Annotated in this window: 14 protein-coding genes and 1 tRNA gene; 12 read left to right on the forward strand and 3 right to left on the reverse strand. The window is 68.6% G+C overall.

The annotated features are described in order from the left end of the window. The first annotated feature begins 54 nt into the window (after positions 1-54). The 11 genes from glmU (at position 55) to AAC691_RS02100 (ending at position 13952) form a co-directional block, all read left to right on the forward strand. A complete protein-coding gene (gene glmU, locus AAC691_RS02050) occupies positions 55-1440 on the forward strand; it encodes a bifunctional UDP-N-acetylglucosamine diphosphorylase/glucosamine-1-phosphate N-acetyltransferase GlmU (protein WP_342628779.1) in 1386 nt (461 codons plus the stop codon). Next, positions 1440-3263, forward strand: coding sequence for a glutamine--fructose-6-phosphate transaminase (isomerizing) (gene glmS, locus AAC691_RS02055; RefSeq protein ID WP_342628780.1), 1824 nt, complete (start codon positions 1440-1442; stop codon positions 3261-3263). The genes glmU and glmS overlap by 1 nt, the downstream gene beginning before the upstream one ends. Before the next feature lie 105 nt (positions 3264-3368). Then, positions 3369-4364, forward strand: coding sequence for an FAD-dependent oxidoreductase (locus AAC691_RS02060; protein ID WP_342628781.1), 996 nt, complete (start codon positions 3369-3371; stop codon positions 4362-4364). Positions 4365-4391: 27 nt separating this feature from the next. Beyond that, positions 4392-4589 (forward strand): sulfur carrier protein ThiS, encoded by a 198-nt coding sequence (thiS, locus tag AAC691_RS02065; protein WP_176641090.1) that lies wholly within the window; start codon positions 4392-4394, stop codon positions 4587-4589. Between the two features lie 2 nt (positions 4590-4591). Continuing rightward, entirely contained in the window at positions 4592-5362 is a 771-nt protein-coding gene (locus AAC691_RS02070; RefSeq protein WP_342628782.1) for a thiazole synthase, read from the forward strand. Then, entirely contained in the window at positions 5359-5967 is a 609-nt protein-coding gene (locus tag AAC691_RS02075) for a thiamine phosphate synthase (protein ID WP_323990994.1), read from the forward strand. The genes AAC691_RS02070 and AAC691_RS02075 overlap by 4 nt, the downstream gene beginning before the upstream one ends. Positions 5968-6237: 270 nt before the next feature. Continuing rightward, positions 6238-8871, forward strand: a complete 2634-nt coding sequence (locus AAC691_RS02080; protein ID WP_342628783.1) for a sodium:proton antiporter — start codon at positions 6238-6240, stop codon at positions 8869-8871. A gap of 114 nt (positions 8872-8985) precedes the next feature. Continuing rightward, entirely contained in the window at positions 8986-9441 is a 456-nt protein-coding gene (locus tag AAC691_RS02085; protein ID WP_176640554.1) for a (2Fe-2S)-binding protein, read from the forward strand. Next, on the forward strand, positions 9441-11600 hold the full coding sequence (locus AAC691_RS02090; RefSeq protein WP_342628784.1) for a molybdopterin cofactor-binding domain-containing protein: 2160 nt from the start codon (positions 9441-9443) through the stop codon (positions 11598-11600). The genes AAC691_RS02085 and AAC691_RS02090 overlap by 1 nt, the downstream gene beginning before the upstream one ends. Further along, the gene (locus tag AAC691_RS02095; RefSeq protein ID WP_342628785.1) at positions 11597-12841 is read left to right on the forward strand and encodes a cytochrome c; all 1245 of its coding nucleotides are present in this window, start codon (positions 11597-11599) and stop codon (positions 12839-12841) included. Before AAC691_RS02090 ends, AAC691_RS02095 begins: the two co-directional genes overlap by 4 nt. A gap of 55 nt (positions 12842-12896) precedes the next feature. Next, positions 12897-13952: a phytanoyl-CoA dioxygenase family protein gene (locus tag AAC691_RS02100; protein ID WP_342628786.1), complete on the forward strand. Its 1056-nt coding sequence runs from the start codon at positions 12897-12899 to the stop codon at positions 13950-13952. A 47-nt stretch (positions 13953-13999) separates the two neighbouring features. Here AAC691_RS02100 and AAC691_RS02105 read toward each other — a convergent pair. After that, positions 14000-14074 (reverse strand) — tRNA-Met (locus AAC691_RS02105). 172 nt (positions 14075-14246) lie between these two features. On the opposite strand from AAC691_RS02105, the gene AAC691_RS02110 reads away from it, so the two are divergent. Continuing rightward, a complete protein-coding gene (locus AAC691_RS02110; RefSeq protein WP_342628787.1) occupies positions 14247-15437 on the forward strand; it encodes a mechanosensitive ion channel family protein in 1191 nt (396 codons plus the stop codon). Positions 15438-15768: 331 nt separating this feature from the next. Here AAC691_RS02110 and AAC691_RS02115 read toward each other — a convergent pair whose 3' ends face one another. Then, the gene (locus tag AAC691_RS02115) at positions 15769-17319 is read right to left on the reverse strand and encodes an amino acid permease (protein WP_342628788.1); all 1551 of its coding nucleotides are present in this window, start codon (positions 17317-17319) and stop codon (positions 15769-15771) included. Positions 17320-17377: 58 nt separating this feature from the next. Continuing rightward, positions 17378-18148, reverse strand: a complete 771-nt coding sequence (locus AAC691_RS02120) for a GDSL-type esterase/lipase family protein (protein ID WP_342628789.1) — start codon at positions 18146-18148, stop codon at positions 17378-17380. Positions 18149-18155: the final 7 nt, after the last annotated feature.

An 18155-nucleotide genomic window follows, 5' to 3' on the forward strand; every position in this document is an offset into this window, starting at 1 on the left:
CACGGATTGCGCCAATATTTGACAGGCATGTCACCTGCCCGCTACCCGCAGGGCATGACCGACTCCGCTCCCGCCGCCGCCCCGCCTCCGGCCGCCCATCGTCCCGCAACGGCCGTCATCCTGGCGGCCGGGCTGGGAACACGCATGAAATCCGACTGGCCGAAAGTCATGCATCCGCTCGCCGGCCGGCCGATGCTGCGCTACCTGATCGACAACGCGGCGCAGGTGTTCGACCGGATCGTCGTCGTGATCGGCCCGGGGATGGAGCAGGTCGCGGCCCTGGCCGCCCCGCACGCCACAGTCATCCAGCATGACCGGCTGGGCACGGCCCACGCCGCGCTGCAGGCCGCCGACCTGTTCGGCACGGGCGACGTCGCAGTGCTGTACGGCGACAATCCGCTGATCACCGCCGACAGCATGCGCCGCCTGCTGGCCTGCCGGCGGCAGGACGGGGCGGGCCTGGCCCTGATGGCGCTGCGCCCGGCCTATCCCGGCCGCTATGGCCGCGTCGTCACCGACGACGGGACCGACGGCGGCCTGGTGCAGCGCATCGTCGAATGGGCCGACGCCTCCGACGCCGAGCGGGCGGTCACCTTGTGCAACGCCGGCGTGCTCTGCGCGGGGGCCGAGACATTCCGCGGCTGGCTGCGTGCCGTGCGCAACGACAATGCGAAGGGCGAATATTATCTGGGCGACGTCGTCGCGATGGCCGTCGCCGACGGGCGGCAGGTCCGCGCCGTCATGGCGCCCGAGGACGAATTGCGCGGCATCAATTCCCGCGCCGAACTGGCCCTGGCCGAAGCCAGCGTGCAGCGCCGCCTGCGCCATGCGGCGATGGCGGCCGGAGTTACCCTGGTGGCGCCCGACACGGTGTTCCTGGCCGCCGACACGGTGCTGGAACCCGACGTGGTGGTCCAGCCCCATGTGGTCTTCGGTCCCGGCGTGACGGTGCGGCGCGGGGTGGAAATCCGTGCCTTCAGCCATCTCGAAGGCTGCGTGGTCGAACCGGACGCCGTGATCGGCCCCTATGCGCGCCTGCGCCCGGGCGCCGAGATCGGAACGGGGGCCCATGTCGGTAATTTCGTCGAGATCAAGGCCGCTTCCCTTGGGGCCGGGGCTAAGGCCAATCATCTGACTTATCTGGGCGATGCCGCGATCGGCGCGGGCACCAATGTCGGGGCCGGCACCGTCACCTGCAATTATGACGGCGTCTTCAAGCACCGGACCACGATCGGCGCCGGCTGCTTCATCGGGTCCGACGCCATCCTGGTCGCGCCGGTCACGATCGGCGACGGCGCGCTGATCGCCGCCGGCAGCGTGATCACCCAGGACGTGCCCGCCGACGCCATGGGCATCGGCCGGGCGCGCCAGGCCAATAAAGAGGGGCGCGCCGCTACCCTGCGCGCGGCCCTGGACAAAAAGAAGAAGGAGCAGGGCTGATGTGCGGGATCGTCGGCGTCGTCGGCAGCAGCCAGGCTGCCCCGGTCATTTTCGACGCGCTGCGTCGGCTGGAATATCGCGGCTACGATTCCGCCGGGATCGCGACCCTGGTCGATGGGCGGATCGAACGCCGCCGCGCGGCGGGCAAGCTGGATCACCTGGCCGCATTGCTGGCCCGCGAACCGCTGGCCGGCGTCACCGGCATCGGCCATACGCGCTGGGCGACCCATGGCGCGCCGACCGAAAACAACGCCCACCCGCACGGCACCGGACGCGTTTCCGTGGTGCATAACGGCATCATCGAGAATTTCGAGGCCCTGCGGCGTGAACTGGAAGCGGCCGGTCATGTCTTTTCGACCGAAACGGACAGCGAAACCATCGCCCAACTGGTCGATTTCCATCTGGCGCGCGGGCTTTCGCCGCGCGACGCCGCCTTCGCTGCTCTAGGCCGACTCGAAGGCGCCTATGCCCTGGCCATGCTGTTCGCCGGTCATGACGGGCTGGTCATCGGGGCGCGGCACGGCGCCCCGCTGGCCGTGGGGTTCGGCGAGCAGGAAATGTTCCTCGGCTCGGACAGCCTGGCCCTGGCGCCTTTGACCCGGCGCATCGCCTATCTGGATGACGGCGACTGGGTGGTGGTCACGCGCGGCGGCGCCGAATTCTTCGACGCGACGGGCGAGCGGGTCGAACGCGTGGCGCGCACCACGGCGTTGATGGCGGGTTCGGTCGGCAAGGACGGCTATCGCCACTATATGGAAAAGGAACTGCACGAGCATCCGGTCGTCATCGGCCAGACCCTGCAGCGCCTGATCGATCCGGCGACCCGCCGCGTGAGGCTGCCCGGCCTGCCTTTCGACCTGGCCCGGGTGCCCCGCGCCGTGGTCACCGCCTGCGGCTCGGCCTTCTATGCCGGGATGATCGGCCGCTACTGGCTGGAACGCATCGCGCAGATCCCCGTCGACATCGATGTGGCCAGCGAGATGCGCTACCGCGATCCGCCGCTGACGCCGGGCGGGCTGGGACTGCTGATCTCGCAATCGGGCGAAACCGCCGACACGCTGGCCGCCCTGCGCGGCATGCGCGCGCGCGGCCAGCACATCCTGTCGGTCCTCAATGTTGAACAGAGCACGATCGCCCGCGAAAGCGACGCCGTGCTGGGCACCGTGGCCGGTCCGGAAATCTCGGTGGCCAGCACCAAGGCTTTCACCGCCCAATTATCGGTGCTGGCCTGCCTGTCGATCGCCGTGGGCCGCGCCCGCGACACGCTGTCGGCCGAGGGGGAGGAGGCGCTGGTCGGGTCGCTGCTCGACCTGCCCGGCCGCGCGGGCGAAATCTTCGACCTCGCCCCGGCGATCCGCGAGATGGCGGCGGTCATCGCCGGCGCGCGCGACGTGCTGTATCTCGGCCGCGGCGCGTGCTTCCCGGTGGCCCTGGAAGGCGCGCTGAAGCTGAAGGAAGTCTCCTATATCCATGCCGAGGCCTATGCGGCAGGCGAGATGAAGCACGGCCCGATCTCGCTGATCGACCGGACGGTGCCCGTCGTCGCCTCCGTCCCCTCGGGCCGGCTGTTCGAGAAGACGGTCTCGAACCTGCAGGAGGCGCGCGCCCGCGGCGGCCGGCTGCTGGTCTTCACCGACACCCGGGGCGCCGAGCGCCTGCGCGGCCTGGCGGAAATCGTGGTCGCGGTGCCGACGGTCGATGAATTCACCGCACCGATCCTTCAGACCATTCCGGTCCAGATGCTGGCCTACGAGGTCGCGCTGCTGAAGGGCACGGATGTCGACCAGCCCCGCAACCTGGCCAAATCCGTCACCGTCGAATAATCCGCCGGGTGTTGTCAGGCACGGCGCCAGGATGTTTCCTCCGCTAGCACCATCTATCTCTATCAAGGATGGGCAGGGATGGGCGGCGGGAAAGGAGCACCGGACATGGAACAGGGCGAATCCGGCAGGGGATTGCGGGTTCTGGTTCGTGGCGGCGGGGTGGCGGGCCTGACCAGCGCGGTGACCCTGGCCGAACGCGGCGCGTCCGTGACCCTGTCCGAGACCGGTCCGCGAGTCGGATCCGGCGCGTCGTGGATGGCCGGCGGCATGCTCGCCCCCTGGTGCGAGGCCGAATCCGCCCCGCCCGAGGTCACCCGCGACGCGCACGAATCGATCGATTGGTGGGCCGCCCATGTGCCCGGCGTGGCGCGCCAGGGCAGCCTGGTCCTGGCCCCGCCCCGCGATGTCGGCGAAATCGCGCGTTTCGCGCGCCGCACCAGCGCGCACGACCTGATCGACGGCGCGCGCATCGCGGCGCTGGAACCCGATCTGGCCGGACGATTCGGCAAGGGATTGTTCTTCGCGCGCGAAGGTCATGTCGACCCGCGTGCCGCCCTGCTGGCCCTCCATGATCGGCTGCTGGCCCTGGGCGGGCAGGCGCATCTGAACGCGCCGCCCGATTTCCCCGACCGGGGATTCGACTGGGTGGTGGATTGCACCGGCATCGCCGCGCGCACCCGGTTGCCGGGACTGCGCGGCGTGCGGGGGGAAATGCTGCTGCTGCGCTGCCCGGACGTCGCGCTGCACCGCCCGGTGCGCATGTTGCACCCGCGCATCCCGGTTTACATCGTCCCGCGGGCGGACCATCTGTTCATGGTCGGCGCGACGATGGTCGAGAGCGAAAGCGGCGCCGGCATGACGCTGCGTTCGATGGTGGAATTGCTGACGGCCGCCTATGTGCTGCATCCGGCCTTCGGCGAGGCGGAAATCGTCGAAACCGGAGTCGGGCTTCGCCCGTCCTTTCCGGACAATGTCCCATCGGTCACCGTCGATGGCCGGATCGTGAATGTGAACGGGATGTACCGCCACGGTTTCCTGCTGTCGCCGGCCCGGGCGCGGCAGGCGGCCGACATCATATGCGGCACGCCGCCCAACGGGTGAGCAGGCAGTGGGGGTGAGGGAGGAAAGATGAGGATTCTGGTCAACGAGGAACCGCGTGACGTCGCCGCCGCGACCCTGGCCGCCGTGCTGGATGAACTGGGATATGGCGGGGCGCGCGTCGCCACGGCGGTGAACGGCGACTTCGTGCCTGCGGCGCGCCGCGGCGCCCTGCATCTGGACGAGGGGGCGCGGGTCGAGATCCTGGCCCCGATGCAGGGGGGGTGACCATGCTGTTCTACGGTACCGAACTCTCCTCGCGCCTCATGCTGGGCACAGCCCAATATCCCTCGCCGGACATTCTGGCGGGTGCCGTACGCGCGGCCAGGGCCGGCGTGGTGACCGTCTCGCTGCGCCGGGAATCGGCGGGGCTGCGGGCCGGCCAGGCTTTCTGGTCGATGATCCGCGGCCTGGGCGTTCCGGTCCTGCCCAATACGGCGGGCTGCCATACGGTCAAGGAAGCCGTCACCACCGCCCAGATGGCGCGCGAGATCTTCGACACCGACTGGATCAAGCTGGAAGTGATCGGCGAATCCGACACGCTGCAGCCCGACATGTTCGCGCTGGTCGAGGCCGCGCGGATCCTGACCGAGGACGGCTTCAAGGTCTTTCCCTACATGACCGAGGACCTGGTGGGCGCCGAACGGCTGCTGCAGGCGGGCTGCCAGGTGCTGATGCCCTGGGGGGCGCCGATCGGCTCGGGCAGGGGGCTGAACAATCTGTTCGGCCTGCGGGCCCTGCGCGCGCATTTCCCCGACGTGCCGCTGGTCGTCGATGCCGGCATCGGCCTGCCGTCCCACGCGGCGCAGGCGATGGAGCTGGGCTATGACGCGGTACTGATCAACACGGCGGTGGCCAAGGCCGGCGATCCGGTCGCCATGGCGGGCGCCTTCCGCCTCGCGGTCGAAGCCGGGCTGGCCGCCCGCTCTGCCGACCCGATGGAAGAGCGCGACATGGCGGTGCCTTCCACGCCCGTCCTGGGCCGGGCCGTCCTGGCATGAGCCTGCCGTCGCGGATCTACCCCATCGTTGACCGGGCGAATTGGGTCGAGCGGCTGGGCGGCGCCGGGGCGCGGCTGATCCAGTTGCGGGTTAAGGATCTGCAGGGTGATGCCCTGCTGGCGGAAATCCGCGCGGCCCGCGCCCATGCCGACCGGCACGGCGTGTGCCTGGTCCTCAATGATTACTGGCGCATCGCGCTGGACGAAGGGATCGGCTTCGTCCATCTGGGACAGGAGGACCTCGACGGCGCCGATCTCACGGCCATGCGCGCGGCCGGACTCCAACTGGGCGTCAGCACCCATTCGGCCGCCGAACTGGATCGCGCCTTGTCCGTGCGGCCCGATTACATCGCGCTCGGCCCGGTCTGGCCGACCCGGCTGAAGCAGATGCCCTGGGCGCCGCAGGGCGTCGAACGACTGGGCGAATGGAAGGCGCTGGTCGGCGACGTGCCGCTGGTGGCCATCGGCGGCATCACCCTGGCCCGTGCCGCCTCCTGCCTGGCCGCCGGCGCCGATTGCGTGTCGGCCGTGTCCGATTTCATCGCCCATCCGGACCCCGAGGGACAGGTCCGCGCGTGGCTGGCCGTGACCCGCGCCGCCGCCTGACAGGGGGCGGGCGGCATTCGGCCTTGTGTTTCAAGGGTGCAGCATAACGTGACCGGTGCGTGGCGTTGCCCCTCGGGCCGGTTCTGTGCTTTTTCGGACAGGACCGTGTGACCAACGCGCCGCGTCCGGCGGTGGCGCCGGCTTTTCCCGGCTCTGGACCGGCCCCGACCCTCGGCGGCGGGTTCCAGGCGGGCGCCCGCGGCCATCGGATGGTCATACTCGTCGGCAAGAATAATGTGGTCAGTCCATGCGACGATCGGGAGGCGATGAATGGCGGTGACGGGACTGGCGGCAGTACTGCTCGCGATCGCCCTGCTGCTGGTGGTCGTCAGTGCCGTACAGCCGCTTGCCCGCCGGCTGGAACTGTCCGAAACCGTGCTGCTGGCCGTTGCCGGCATCGTGCTGGGCGGCACGGCCGATCTGGTCCTGCGCAGCTCCCACACCGACCTGTTCAACGGCGCCGCGGAAACGCTGCTCTATTTCCCGCTGAACAGCGAAGCCTTCATGCTGATCTTTCTGCCCGCCCTGGTGTTTCAGGGGGCCCTGGCGATCGATGTCCGGCGCCTGGCGCATGAAACGGCGACGGTCCTGCTGCTGGCGGTGGTGGCGGTGGTCGTCTCGACCGCCACCATCGGGCTGGCGCTGTTTCCCTTCGCCGGCCTGCCGCTGGCGGTCTGCCTGCTGCTGGGATCGATCGTGGCCACCACCGACCCGTCCGCGGTGGCCGGCATCTTCCGCGAAATCGGCACCGCCAGCCGCCTGACCCGCCTGGTCGAGGGCGAGGCCCTGCTGAACGACGCGGCGGCGATTGCCATCTTCTCGATCCTGCTCGCGGCGGTGACGTCGCATCACCCCATTGCCCCCGGCGGCGCGGCGCTGGAATTCCTGGTCTCGTTCAGCGGCGCCATCGTCATGGGCATGCTGTTCGGCCGGCTGACCCTGATGCTGATCACCATGATCGGGCCCGCGCCGGCCGCCGAGATCACCCTGACCGTCGCGCTGCCCTATATTGTCTATATCCTGTGCGACGAATTCCTGGGCTTTTCCGGCGTGGTCGCGACCGCCGCCGCGGGCCTGACCCTGTCGGTTTACGGCCCGTCCACCATCCGGCCCCAGACCTGGCGCTTCCTGAACGAATTGTGGCAGCAACTGGTGTTCTGGGCCGGCTCGCTGGTCTTCGTGCTGGCCTCGATGCTGGTGCCCCGATTGCTGGTCGGCATGACGCGGTGGGACTGCGTACTGATCCTGATCGCCACCGGGGCGGGTCTGCTGGCGCGGGGCGCGGTGGTGTTCGGATTGCTGCCGGTACTCGCGGCCACGCGCCTGTCGCCGCCTGTGCCGGCTCCCTTCAAGGTCACGATGGTCTGGGGCGGCCTGCGCGGCGCCATCACCCTGGCCCTGGCCCTGGCGGTGACCGAAAACGAGCATGTCTCGACGCCGGTCGCCCATTTCATCGGCATCATCGCCACCGGGTTCGTGCTGATCACCCTGTTCGTCAACGGCACGACCCTGCGCTACCTGGTCCTGTTCCTGAAGCTGGACCAGCTCTCGCCGATCGATCAGGCCCTGCGCCACCAGGTCCTGGGCATCGGCCTGGGCGAGGTGCGCGACCGCACCCGCGAAATGGCGGACGAGCTCGGTTTCTCCCGCGCGGTCGTCAACCGGACCGTCGGCGCGCTGGACAAGCGCGTGGCCGAGGAAGAGCAGGCCAACACATTCGACACCGCGCTGGGCGACCGCCAGCGCGTGACCCTGGCCCTGATCGTGATCGCCAACCGCGAGCGCTCGATCCTGCTGGACCTGTTCCGCATCCAGGGGCTGTCGCGCCCGGTGATGGAAACGCTGCTGCGCTCCGCCGAGGCCATGGTCGACGGCGCGCGGCTGGAAGGGCGCTTCGGCTATGTCCGCGCGTTGCGGCGCCGGGTGCGCCCGTCCCTGCGTTTCCGGCTGGCCCAGGCGATCCACCATCGTTTCCATTTCGACCAGCCGCTGATGTCCTGCATGACCGAGCGGTTCGAAATGCTGATGATCGCCTATTTCGTCTCGCTTTCGCTGATCCGCTTCATGCGGACCCGCATGGAGCCGACGCTGGGCAGCCGCATCGGCGAAATCGTCGCCGAGGTCCTGGAGCGGCAACGCAAATTGCTGAACGAGGCGCTGCAGACCCTGCGGCTGCACTATCACGGCTATTCCGAGGCGCTGGAAGGCCGCCTGCTGCAGCAGGTCGCGCTGCGCCTGGAAAGCGAGGAATATGATTCGCTGATGGACGAGTCCCTCATCAGCGAGGAACTGCACCGCGAGCTGCACCGCGACGTCGAAGGCAGGCGCGGGCAGCTCGACGCGCCGCTGACCTTCAACATCAAGGCGGGGATCGAGGTCCGGCTGCGCGAACTGCCGGTGTTTCGCGGCGTGCCCGACGCCGCGCTGCACGACCTGGCCAGGCAGGTCTCGGTCCATTTCACCACGCCGGGCCAGCGCCTGTACAAGCGCGGGCGGAAGGTGCGGACCGTTTATTTCATCAGTGCCGGCCTGGCCGAAACCCACTACGCCGAACATGACGTGCGCTACGGCGCCGGCGACGTGGTCGGCGCGGCGGCGGCCCTGGCCGACGCACCCGCGCGGGCCATCAGCCGGTCGCTGCAATTCGGCCATTTCCTGACGATGAGCGCGCGCCGCTTCCGTCGCCTGGTCGCCGAATATCCGGTGATTCGCTCCAATCTCGACGAACTGGCCAGGGCGCGGGAAAAATCCGACCGGTCCGAGGTCCGGCTGCTGCCCGAGAACAGCGGCGCGCTGCAGTTTCCGTCGGACGACGCGATCACGCTGGCGACCGCCCCACTCTCCGATTCCCTGTCCGATACGCTGGGCACGCCCGAAGACAGGCATTCCACCGACGCGATCTAAGACGCGCGCCGTGACAACGCGGGTTCCATTCCCCGGCAATCTATTGTTATCAATGTCATGAGGTCGAGCCCGGCGATCCCTGCCACGGCCGGATTCCATACAGCCGGAGGATGCATGCTGACACTGCAGGTTAACGGCGCGTCGCATCAGGTGGACGTCCCCGACGACATGCCGCTGCTGTGGGTGCTGCGCGACGTTCTGGGCATGATGGGGACCAAGTTCGGCTGCGGGATCGGCGAATGCGGCGCCTGCACCGTCCATGTCGACGGCAAGGCGGTGCGCTCGTGCTCGCTGCCCGTGTCCCTGGTCGGGCCGCGGCCGGTCACCACCATCGAGGGCCTGGAAGGCGACACGCTCGCCGGCGGCGTGCAGCAGGCCTGGCTGGATATCGACGTGGTGCAATGCGGCTATTGCCAGACCGGGCAGATCATGGCGGCGGTGGCGCTGCTGAAGGCGAATCCGCACCCGACCGACGACGACATCGACCAGGCGATGTCGGGCAATATCTGCCGCTGCGGCACCTATCGCCGCATTCGCGCGGCCATCCGCAACGCGGCCGGAGCAGTCTGATGGATCAGGTCATGCTGTCGCGCCGCCAGGCATTGGGCGGGGCACTGGGTGGGGCAGGCGGGCTGCTGCTGGCGGCGATGCTGCCGCGCCGGGCCGCCCGCGCCGCCACCCGGATCGTCGAGGACCCGGCCGGCCCGTTCGCGCCCAACGCCTTTGTGAGCATCGCCACCGACGACACGATCACGCTGATCATGCCCAATGTCGAAATGGGGCAGGGGATCTATACCGGCGAGGCGATGCTGATCGCCGAGGAGCTGGATGTCGGGCTGGAGCAGATCCAGCTCGAGGCCGCGCCCCCCGACGCGGCCTACACGACCAAGCAACTGGGCGAACAGGCGACCGGCGGCTCGACCTCGACCATCGCCACCTGGACCAGCCTGCGTGAGGCCGGCGCCGTCGCGCGCACCCTGCTGGTCCAGGCCGCCGCCGCGCGCTGGTCGGTCGATCCCGCGACCTGCCGGACCGAGGGTGGGACCGTCCGGCACGATGCGACGGGCGCCAGCCTGACCTACGGCGCGCTGGCGGCGGACGCCGCGGCGCTGCCGGTGCCCAAGGGGCCCATCGCGCTGCGCGATCCGTCCCGCTTCCGCCTGATCGGCCATTCCCAGCACCGGCTGGACGCGGCGGCCAAGGTGGCCGGAAAGGCCGTGTTCGGCATCGACATCCAGGTGCCCGGCATGCGCGTCGGCACGGTCGCGGCCTGCCCGGTGATGGGCGGCGTGCTGCGCCATGTCGATGACCGCGCCGCGCGGCAGGTTCCAGGCGTGCACGACGTGCTGACGATCGGCAACGCCGTCTGCGTGGTGGGCGACCATTTCTGGGCGGCCCGCAAGGGGCTGGACGCGCTGGTGATCACCTGGGACGAGGGCGTCAACAGCGCGGTCGACACCCAGACGATCTATGGCCAGTTGCATGACGCGCTGGACGGGCCGGCGATCGTCGCGCACGTCAAGGGTGACGCCAAGGGCGCCATCGGCAATGCCGCCACCCGTGTCGAGGCCGTCTATCAGCAGCCGCTCCTGGCCCACGCGCCCATGGAGCCGATCAATTGCACCGTGCTGGTCGCGCCGGACCGCTGCGATATCTGGGTCGGGTCGCAGGTTCCGGCCCGCGCGCGCGATTCGGCGGCCGAACTGACCGGACTGGCCAAGGACCAGGTCCATCTCCACAACCAGTATATCGGCGGCGGATTCGGCCGGCGGCTGGAGCATGAGTACGTCACGCAGGCGGTGCAGTTCGCCCGCCAGGTCAAATATCCGCTGAAGATCGTCTGGACCCGCGAACAGGACCTGACCCTGGACCGCTATCGTCCGGCCTATGTCGATCATCTGGTCGGCGGCCTGGACCGCGACGGCCGCCTGGTGGGACTGTCCCACCGGATCGTCGGCCCGGCGGTGGTCGCGCGCTGGGCGCCCCAGGCCCTGCTGCCGAACGGCGTCGATGACGACCTGCTGGCCGCGACGGTCGAGACACCGTACGATATTCCCGCCATGTTCCTCGATTACGCGCGGCGCGAGGCGCCGGGCGTGGTCACCGCATGGTGGCGTGGGGTGGGCGGCACGCGCGGCGTCTTCGTCGTCGAAAGCTTCATCGACGAACTGGCTGCGGCCGCCGGAGCCGATCCGGTGGCGTTCCGCCGCAGGATGACCGAGGGCAAGCCCCGTGCGCGCGCCGTCCTGGAACTGGCGGCGGCCAAGGCCGATTGGGGTTCCCCGCTGCCGGCCGGGGTCGGGCGCGGCATCGCCCTGCAATATGTGTTCGGTTCCTACCTGGCGACGATCGCCGAGGTCGAAATGACCGACATGGGAGGCGTGCGGGTCCGGCGGGTGATCGTCGCCGTGGATTGCGGCCACCTGGTCAACCCCGACCAGGTGGTCTCGCAGATCGAGGGCGGCCTGATCTTCGGCATGAGCGCCGCCCTGTTCAATGAAATCACGCTGCTTCATGGACGGGTGCAGCAGGAGAATTTCAATTCCTACCGGATCATGCGCATGAACGAAGCGCCGGCGATCGAGGTGCATCTGGTCGACAGTACCGAAGATCCGGGCGGAATTGGCGAAACCGGCACGGCGGCCGCGGCGGCCGCTCTGGCCAACGCGATCGCGGCGGCAGGCGGTGGCCGCCGCCGCCGCCTGCCGCTGATGGGAGCCCAGGCATGACGCGCGCGGGTCACATCGTCAGCCTGCTGGCCCTGGCGCTGGTCTCGGCTGGGGCCGCGACGGCCCGGGCGCAGCAATCCGACCTGGTCAAGCGTGGCGAATATCTCGAACGCGCCGCGGATTGCGAGGTCTGCCACACCGCGCCCGGCGGCACGCCCTATGCCGGCGGCCGCGCCTTCGACCTGCCCGGGATCGGCCGGATCTACGCGCCGAACATCACCCCGGACAGGGAAACCGGGATCGGCGCCTATACGGATGCGCAATTCGAGTCCGCCGTGCGGATGGGCGTGGCGCCGGGGTGGAAACATCTCTACCCGGTCATGCCCTATGCGTCCTATGCCCGCATGACCCCGGACGACGTGCGGGCGATCCGCGCCTATCTGGCGACCCTGCCGGCGGTGCATGCGCCCGCCCCCGCCAATGTCGTGCGCTTTCCCTACAATATCCGCGCCGTGATGCTGGCCTGGAACCTGCTCTATCGTCCGTCGTCGCCGCTCGGGGACGAACCGGGCCGGTCGGCGGCGTGGAACCGTGGCCGCTATCTGGTCGAGGCCGCGGGCCACTGCGCCGAATGCCATTCGCCCCGCACGATGCTGCAGGCGACGTCCAGGGACCGGTCCTATGCCGGCGCCGTCACCAACGGCTGGATCGCCTATAACATTTCCTCCGACCCCGACAGCGGGATCGGGGCCTGGAACGATTCGCAACTGACGGACTATCTGTCCACCGGCCATGCCGACGGCAGGGGCACCGCGGCCGGCCCCATGGCCGAAGTCGTCGGGCACAGCCTGCGGTACCTGACGCCGCAGGACATCGCCGCCATGGTGACCTATCTGCGCAGCCTGCCGGCCCGCCCGGCGAACGAGACGATCACCGCCGTCGCGCCGGATGCGCTGGCCAGTGCCAGCCTCAGCCACAGCGACGGCGCCGGATTGTTCGCCGGCGCCTGTGCCGGCTGCCATCTGACGGACGGGAAGGGCCGGCAGGTCGATTTCGCCGCGCTCTGGGGCGCGCGTGCCTTCGGCGAAACCCGGGGGCGCAACCTGGTTCGGGTGATGCTGGAGGGGTCGCGGCTGGATACGGCGCACGGCGCGATGACGATGCCCGCCTTCGGCCCCGAATATCGCGATCAGGACCTGGCGGACATCGCCAATTTCGCGATCGGCCATTTCGGCAACCGGGTCGGGCATGTCACCGCGCACGACGTGGCCGAGGCGCGCGCGAGCCCGTCCGCGCCCTGAAGGCGCAGGCTGCCGCCAGCATCATCCCAGAACGGCGCGTCATCCGGAATTTTTCATGAAAATCGATCTACCGAGCCTGGCGCGCAAAATACCATCCCGGCTGCTGATGCCGCCGGTCTGGGTGGCCCAGCTCGCGACCGGCGCGAAATCGTTCCGCGACAACCCGATCATCGGCAGCCGCCGGCTCAACGCGCTCGGCCTGCATAACGCGCGCCAGGGCCTGGCCCACTGGCTGGCCGATCGCCGCCGCCGCCGCCTCGGCCAGGCCCTGGACGCCGATCATGCCGCCGCCTTCCGGCGTGACGGCTTCGTCCTGGTCCCGGATTTCCTGTCGCCCGACATGTTCGCCGCGGTGCTGCGTCAGGCCAGGGATTTCCGCGGATCGGCGCGTGAGACGATCCAGGGCGACACGATCACCCGCCGCCTGGCGCTCGATCCGGCGGCCCTGCGACGCATGCCCGCGCTCGGCCGAGTCCTCGATGATCCGCTCTGGCGCCGCCTGCTGCGTTTCGTCGGCAGTCATGATGCCGAGCCGGTCTGCTACCTGCAGACGATCCTCTCCGGCGCCGTCGACGGCCCGCCGGACCCGCAGACGGCCTTGCATGCCGACACGTTCCACCCGACCGTCAAGGCATGGCTGACATTGACCGACGTCGCGGAAGGCGCCGGCCCGTTCGTCTATGTCCCTGGTTCGCACATCCTCACGCCGGCGCGCCGGGCATGGGAACGCCGTATGAGCATGACGGCGCGCCACACCCCAGACCGCCTCAGCGGCCGCGGCTCGTTCCGGATCTCGGCCGAAGATCTGCGCCGCCTCGGCTATGACGCGCCACGCGCCTTCGCCGTGCCGGCCAATACGCTGATCGTGGCCGACACGTCCGGCTTCCATGCGCGCGGTCCCAGCCTGCAGCCCGGGATCAGGGTTGAAATCTGGGCATATGGCCGCCGCAACCCATTTCTTTCGCTTCCGTTTGACATCTGGCGGATTCCGGCGCTCGGCCGCCGTCGCGCACCCGTCTTCTGGGCGGTGTGCGACGTGCTGGACCGCCTCGGCCTGAAACGACAAACCTGGCGCCGCCGGGACGACAGGTCGGCGTTCGATCCGGCCTGATGCAAGGATCGCGCGTCGCTGCCATAAAGGGGGGGAATCCCGACGCATGGTAGCGGCGGACGGATTTGAACCGCCGACCAAGGGATTATGATTCCCCTGCTCTACCGCTGAGCTACGCCGCCATCGCGTCGGTGGTTGGGGAGATATCCCCCCCGTCATCCAAAGTCAACCCGTTGATCGCGATTGATGCACCTGTTGTCATCATGGTTAAAGAAAAAAGCCTTTTCCCTTGATATGGCGCCATTCATGGCGCGCCACCCGGCCCCGGCCGGGCCACAGACCGGAACGGATTTCGTGAAAAGCGCCTTTCTTGCTCTCCTGATCGACCTTCGCCGATCGTTCGGCTGGCTGCCCGGGATCGTGGCCTCGATCCTGGTCCTGTGCGCGGCCGTGCTGATGGCCGAGATCGTCAGCCGGATCACCACCAAGCTCGTCCTGCGCATCCCGGGGCAAAAGCGCGGGGCCTTCGTCCGTTCCTTCACGCTGGCGATGCGGCGTCCGGCGCGGATCACGCTGGCGATCATCTTCGTCGCGACCGCGCTGCCGGCGTCCGGCCTGTCCTATCGCATGATGCAGATGACGGGCCGGGGACTGCTGGTGCTGTTCGTGCTGATGCTGGGCTATGCGGCGATCGTGGCGATGCGCGTGCTGTCGGACGCCTACCTGGCGCGGATAGACGGCAAGGAAGATCGCGACGACATCCTGCTGCGCACCCATAAGACGCAGGTGCGCGTACTGCGCCGCATGGCGGATATCCTGATCGGTGTCCTGACCGTCGGCTCGGCGCTCATGACCTTCGAATCGGTGCGCGAATATGGCCTCAGCCTGTTCGCGTCGGCCGGCGCCGCCTCCCTGCTGGTCGGCCTGGCGGCCCGGCCGCTGCTGACCAACCTCATCGCCGGCATGCAGATCGCGATGACCCAGCCGATCCGGATGGAAGACCTGATCATCATCAATGGCGACTGGGCGTGGGTCGAGGAAATCACCGCCACCTATGTCGTGCTGCGTGTGTGGGACTGGCGGCGGCACATCGTGCCGATTTCCTATTTCCTGGAAAATTCCTTCCAGAATTGGACGCATAATTCGGCGGCGCTGATCGGCGTGGTGTTCCTGTATCTCGACTTCCACGCCCCGATGGACCGGATCCGCGCCCGGCTGCACGACATCGTGCGCGAAAGCCCGCTATGGGACGGCAAGGTGTTCGACGTCCAGGTCGCGGACTGTTCGGCGCAGGTGATGACGATCCGCGTGATCGCCTCGGCCCGCTCGGCCATGCAGAGCTGGGACCTGCGCTGCGACATCCGCGAGAAGATCATCCTCTTCCTGCGCGACCACTGCCCCGAGGCCCTGCCGCGCGAGCGCATGGCCCATGTCGCGTCGCAATCGGGGCAGGACGTGCTGACCGCACCGGGCGTGATCTCGCCGGCGATCGACCGCCCGCCGCCAGGCTCCTATACCGGCCCCGGCGCTGCCCCAGGGATGTGATGCCGGTGGGAACCGATTGCGGATCAATGGATTAATGCCAGCGCGTGTCATGCCAGCGCGTGTCATGATTGACCGTCTTGTTCTCTCTTTTTTCGGGCTCTCTTTTTCGGGGCGCTGCCCCGAACCCCGCCAAAGGCGGTGCCTTTGGAAACCGATTATTTATCAATGTAATGGGGTGCAGGGGCCCGTGGCCCCCGCCGGGTTCGGGCAGAGCCCGACCTGTCTTCCAAACGGTCAATGTCCAAATGGATTGGTATAAGTCAGGCGGCGTCCCCGTCCTGACTTGCAGGACTCATCTCCGGGCCGACAGGCCTCGTCGAGGCCCGCAAAATCAGACCGTGGCGGTTCGCTTGTCGCGGCCCAGGTGCGAATGGGAATGGCCATACAGGACATAGCCCAGCACCCCCAGGACGATATAGCCGCCGAGCAGGAGGGCCGGCAGCGGATTGCCGTCGGCCAGGGCACGGATCATGTCCAGAAAGAGCGGCCCGGCCATGATCAGGCAGAACAGGATGCCCAGGCTGGGCACCAGCCCGATCCAGACCCCGCCGACCCGCACCCCGCCCAGTGGCACGCTGAAGGGACGCGCCAGGTCGGGGCGGGCATTGCGCTGCCAGATGACGGTAAAGCACACGATGCCGAATGCCGCCGCCGTGCCCAGGCTGACCAGGTCGCTGATGATGTCGATCGGCAGCGTGGCGGTCGCCGCCGCCACGACCAGGCCCAGCAGGATGGTCCCGATCCACGGCGTGCGAAAGGTCGGATGCAGCCTGCAGAAAATCTTCGGCAGCAGCCCGTCCCGCGCGATGGTGAAGAAAATGCGGGTCTGGCCGTAAAGCAGCCCCAGGATCACCGAGCACAGGCCGATCACCGCCCCGACCTTGATCAGCAGCGCCAGCCAGGGCTGCCCGATCGCATCGACGGCGATCGCCAGGGGATCGGCGACGTTCAGCCGGCGGAACGGCACCACGCCGATCAGCACCACGGCGACGCACATATAGATCAGCGTGCAGATCAGCAGCGAGCCGATGATGCCCAGCGGCACGTCGCGCCGCGGATTGCGCGCCTCGGCCGACGCGGTCGACACCGTCTCGAATCCCACATAGGCGAAAAAGATGACCGAGGCCGCGCGAAAGATGCCCGGCACCCCGTAATGGAACCCGTCCTCACGCGGCGGGATGAATGGTTCCAGATAGGACGGGTGGATGTAACGCAGGCCGAACGCCAGGAACAGCAGCAGCACGCCGACCTTGACGAACACGACCAGCGTATTGATCCGCGCCGATTCCTGGATCCCCAGCACCAGCAGGAACGTCACCAGCAGGACCGAAGCCGCCCCCACAAGGTCCAGCCTGGGCGCGACCAGCAGGCTGGCGCCATGCACGGTCGGCTGGGTCTGCACCAGCGTGGTCGAGATGAACGCGGGCACATGCACGCCCAGATCGTGCAGCAGGCTGGTCGCATAGCCGGAAAAGCCGGCGGCGACCCCGGCGCAGGACACGCCATATTCCAGCAGCAGCAGCCAGCCCACCGCCCACGCCGCCCCTTCGCCCATCGAGACATAGGCATAGCTGTAGGCCGAACCCGAAACCGGCATCGTCGAGGCAAGTTCGCCATAGGACAGCGCCGTGAACAGGCACGCCAGGCCGGCCACCAGGAACGAGAGCAGGATGGCCGGCCCCGCATATTCCGCGGCGGCCGTCCCGGTCATCACATAGATCCCGGCGCCGATCGTCGAGCCGATCCCCAGCATCATCAGTTGGATCGGGCCAAGCGTCCGGTGCAGCCCGTGATCCTGGCTTTCCGATTCGATCTGCTGGATGGATTTCCGAAGCCGCAGGCGCCCCGGCGCGGAAGCGGGCGTAGGTGAATGAAGAGCCATGAAATTCAGGATAGCACATCGCATGCATGCTGTATCGCAACGATCGGCGGCACGCCGTTCAGTGCGGCCGGTCGCCCAGGATCGCCGCGACCGTAGGTTCGATCAGGCGTGCGATCTCCTGCTGCGCAGCGGTGGTGGGGTGCAGGGGCGGGTCCGGCGGCACCAGGCGCGGGTCCAGGAAACGGCCGGGGTCCGGCGCGCCGTCGCGCTCCAGCGCCGCGCCGGCATCCTGCAGGTGCAGCCACGGCCGGCCGATCCGGACCTCGGCCACCATCATGCGGTTCAGCGTCCGCGTATTCTCGCTCACCCAGGCCGAACGGATGGAGGGCAGCACCTCCAGCAGCAGCACCTGCGTCGCCGGCAGGCGGGCATGAATCTGGTCCACGATCCGCACGATGCCGGCATAGGTCTGGCGGGCATCGGTATGGACATGGCCGAAATTATTGGCGCCGATCAGGACGATGAACAGGCGCGGCGCCGTGCGGAACTCCAGCTCGCCATGCGCCAGGCGCCACAGGACATGGCACGTGCTGTCCCCCTTGAATCCCAGGTTGATGGCATGCCGGTCACCATAATAATGCTGCCAGACCGGGGCGAAATCCCGCCAGTCCTCGGGGCCGCGCCGCTCCCAGTTCTGGGTGATCGAATCCCCCAGCCAGACCAGGTCGTAGCGGCCATGCGCGATCTCGTCCTGTTTTTCCGCGAAGCGCTGGTGCCACCAGGGCGTATCCATGCGCGATATGGGCTGCACCGCCAGATTGGCCGGGGCGGCCGCCCCCAGACCCAGCAGGGCCAGCAGGGGCAGGGGGGCGGTCAGGCGTCGGACCATGTCGCGG

This window comes from Nguyenibacter vanlangensis, assembly GCF_038719015.1.
GTDB lineage: Bacteria > Pseudomonadota > Alphaproteobacteria > Acetobacterales > Acetobacteraceae > Gluconacetobacter > Gluconacetobacter vanlangensis.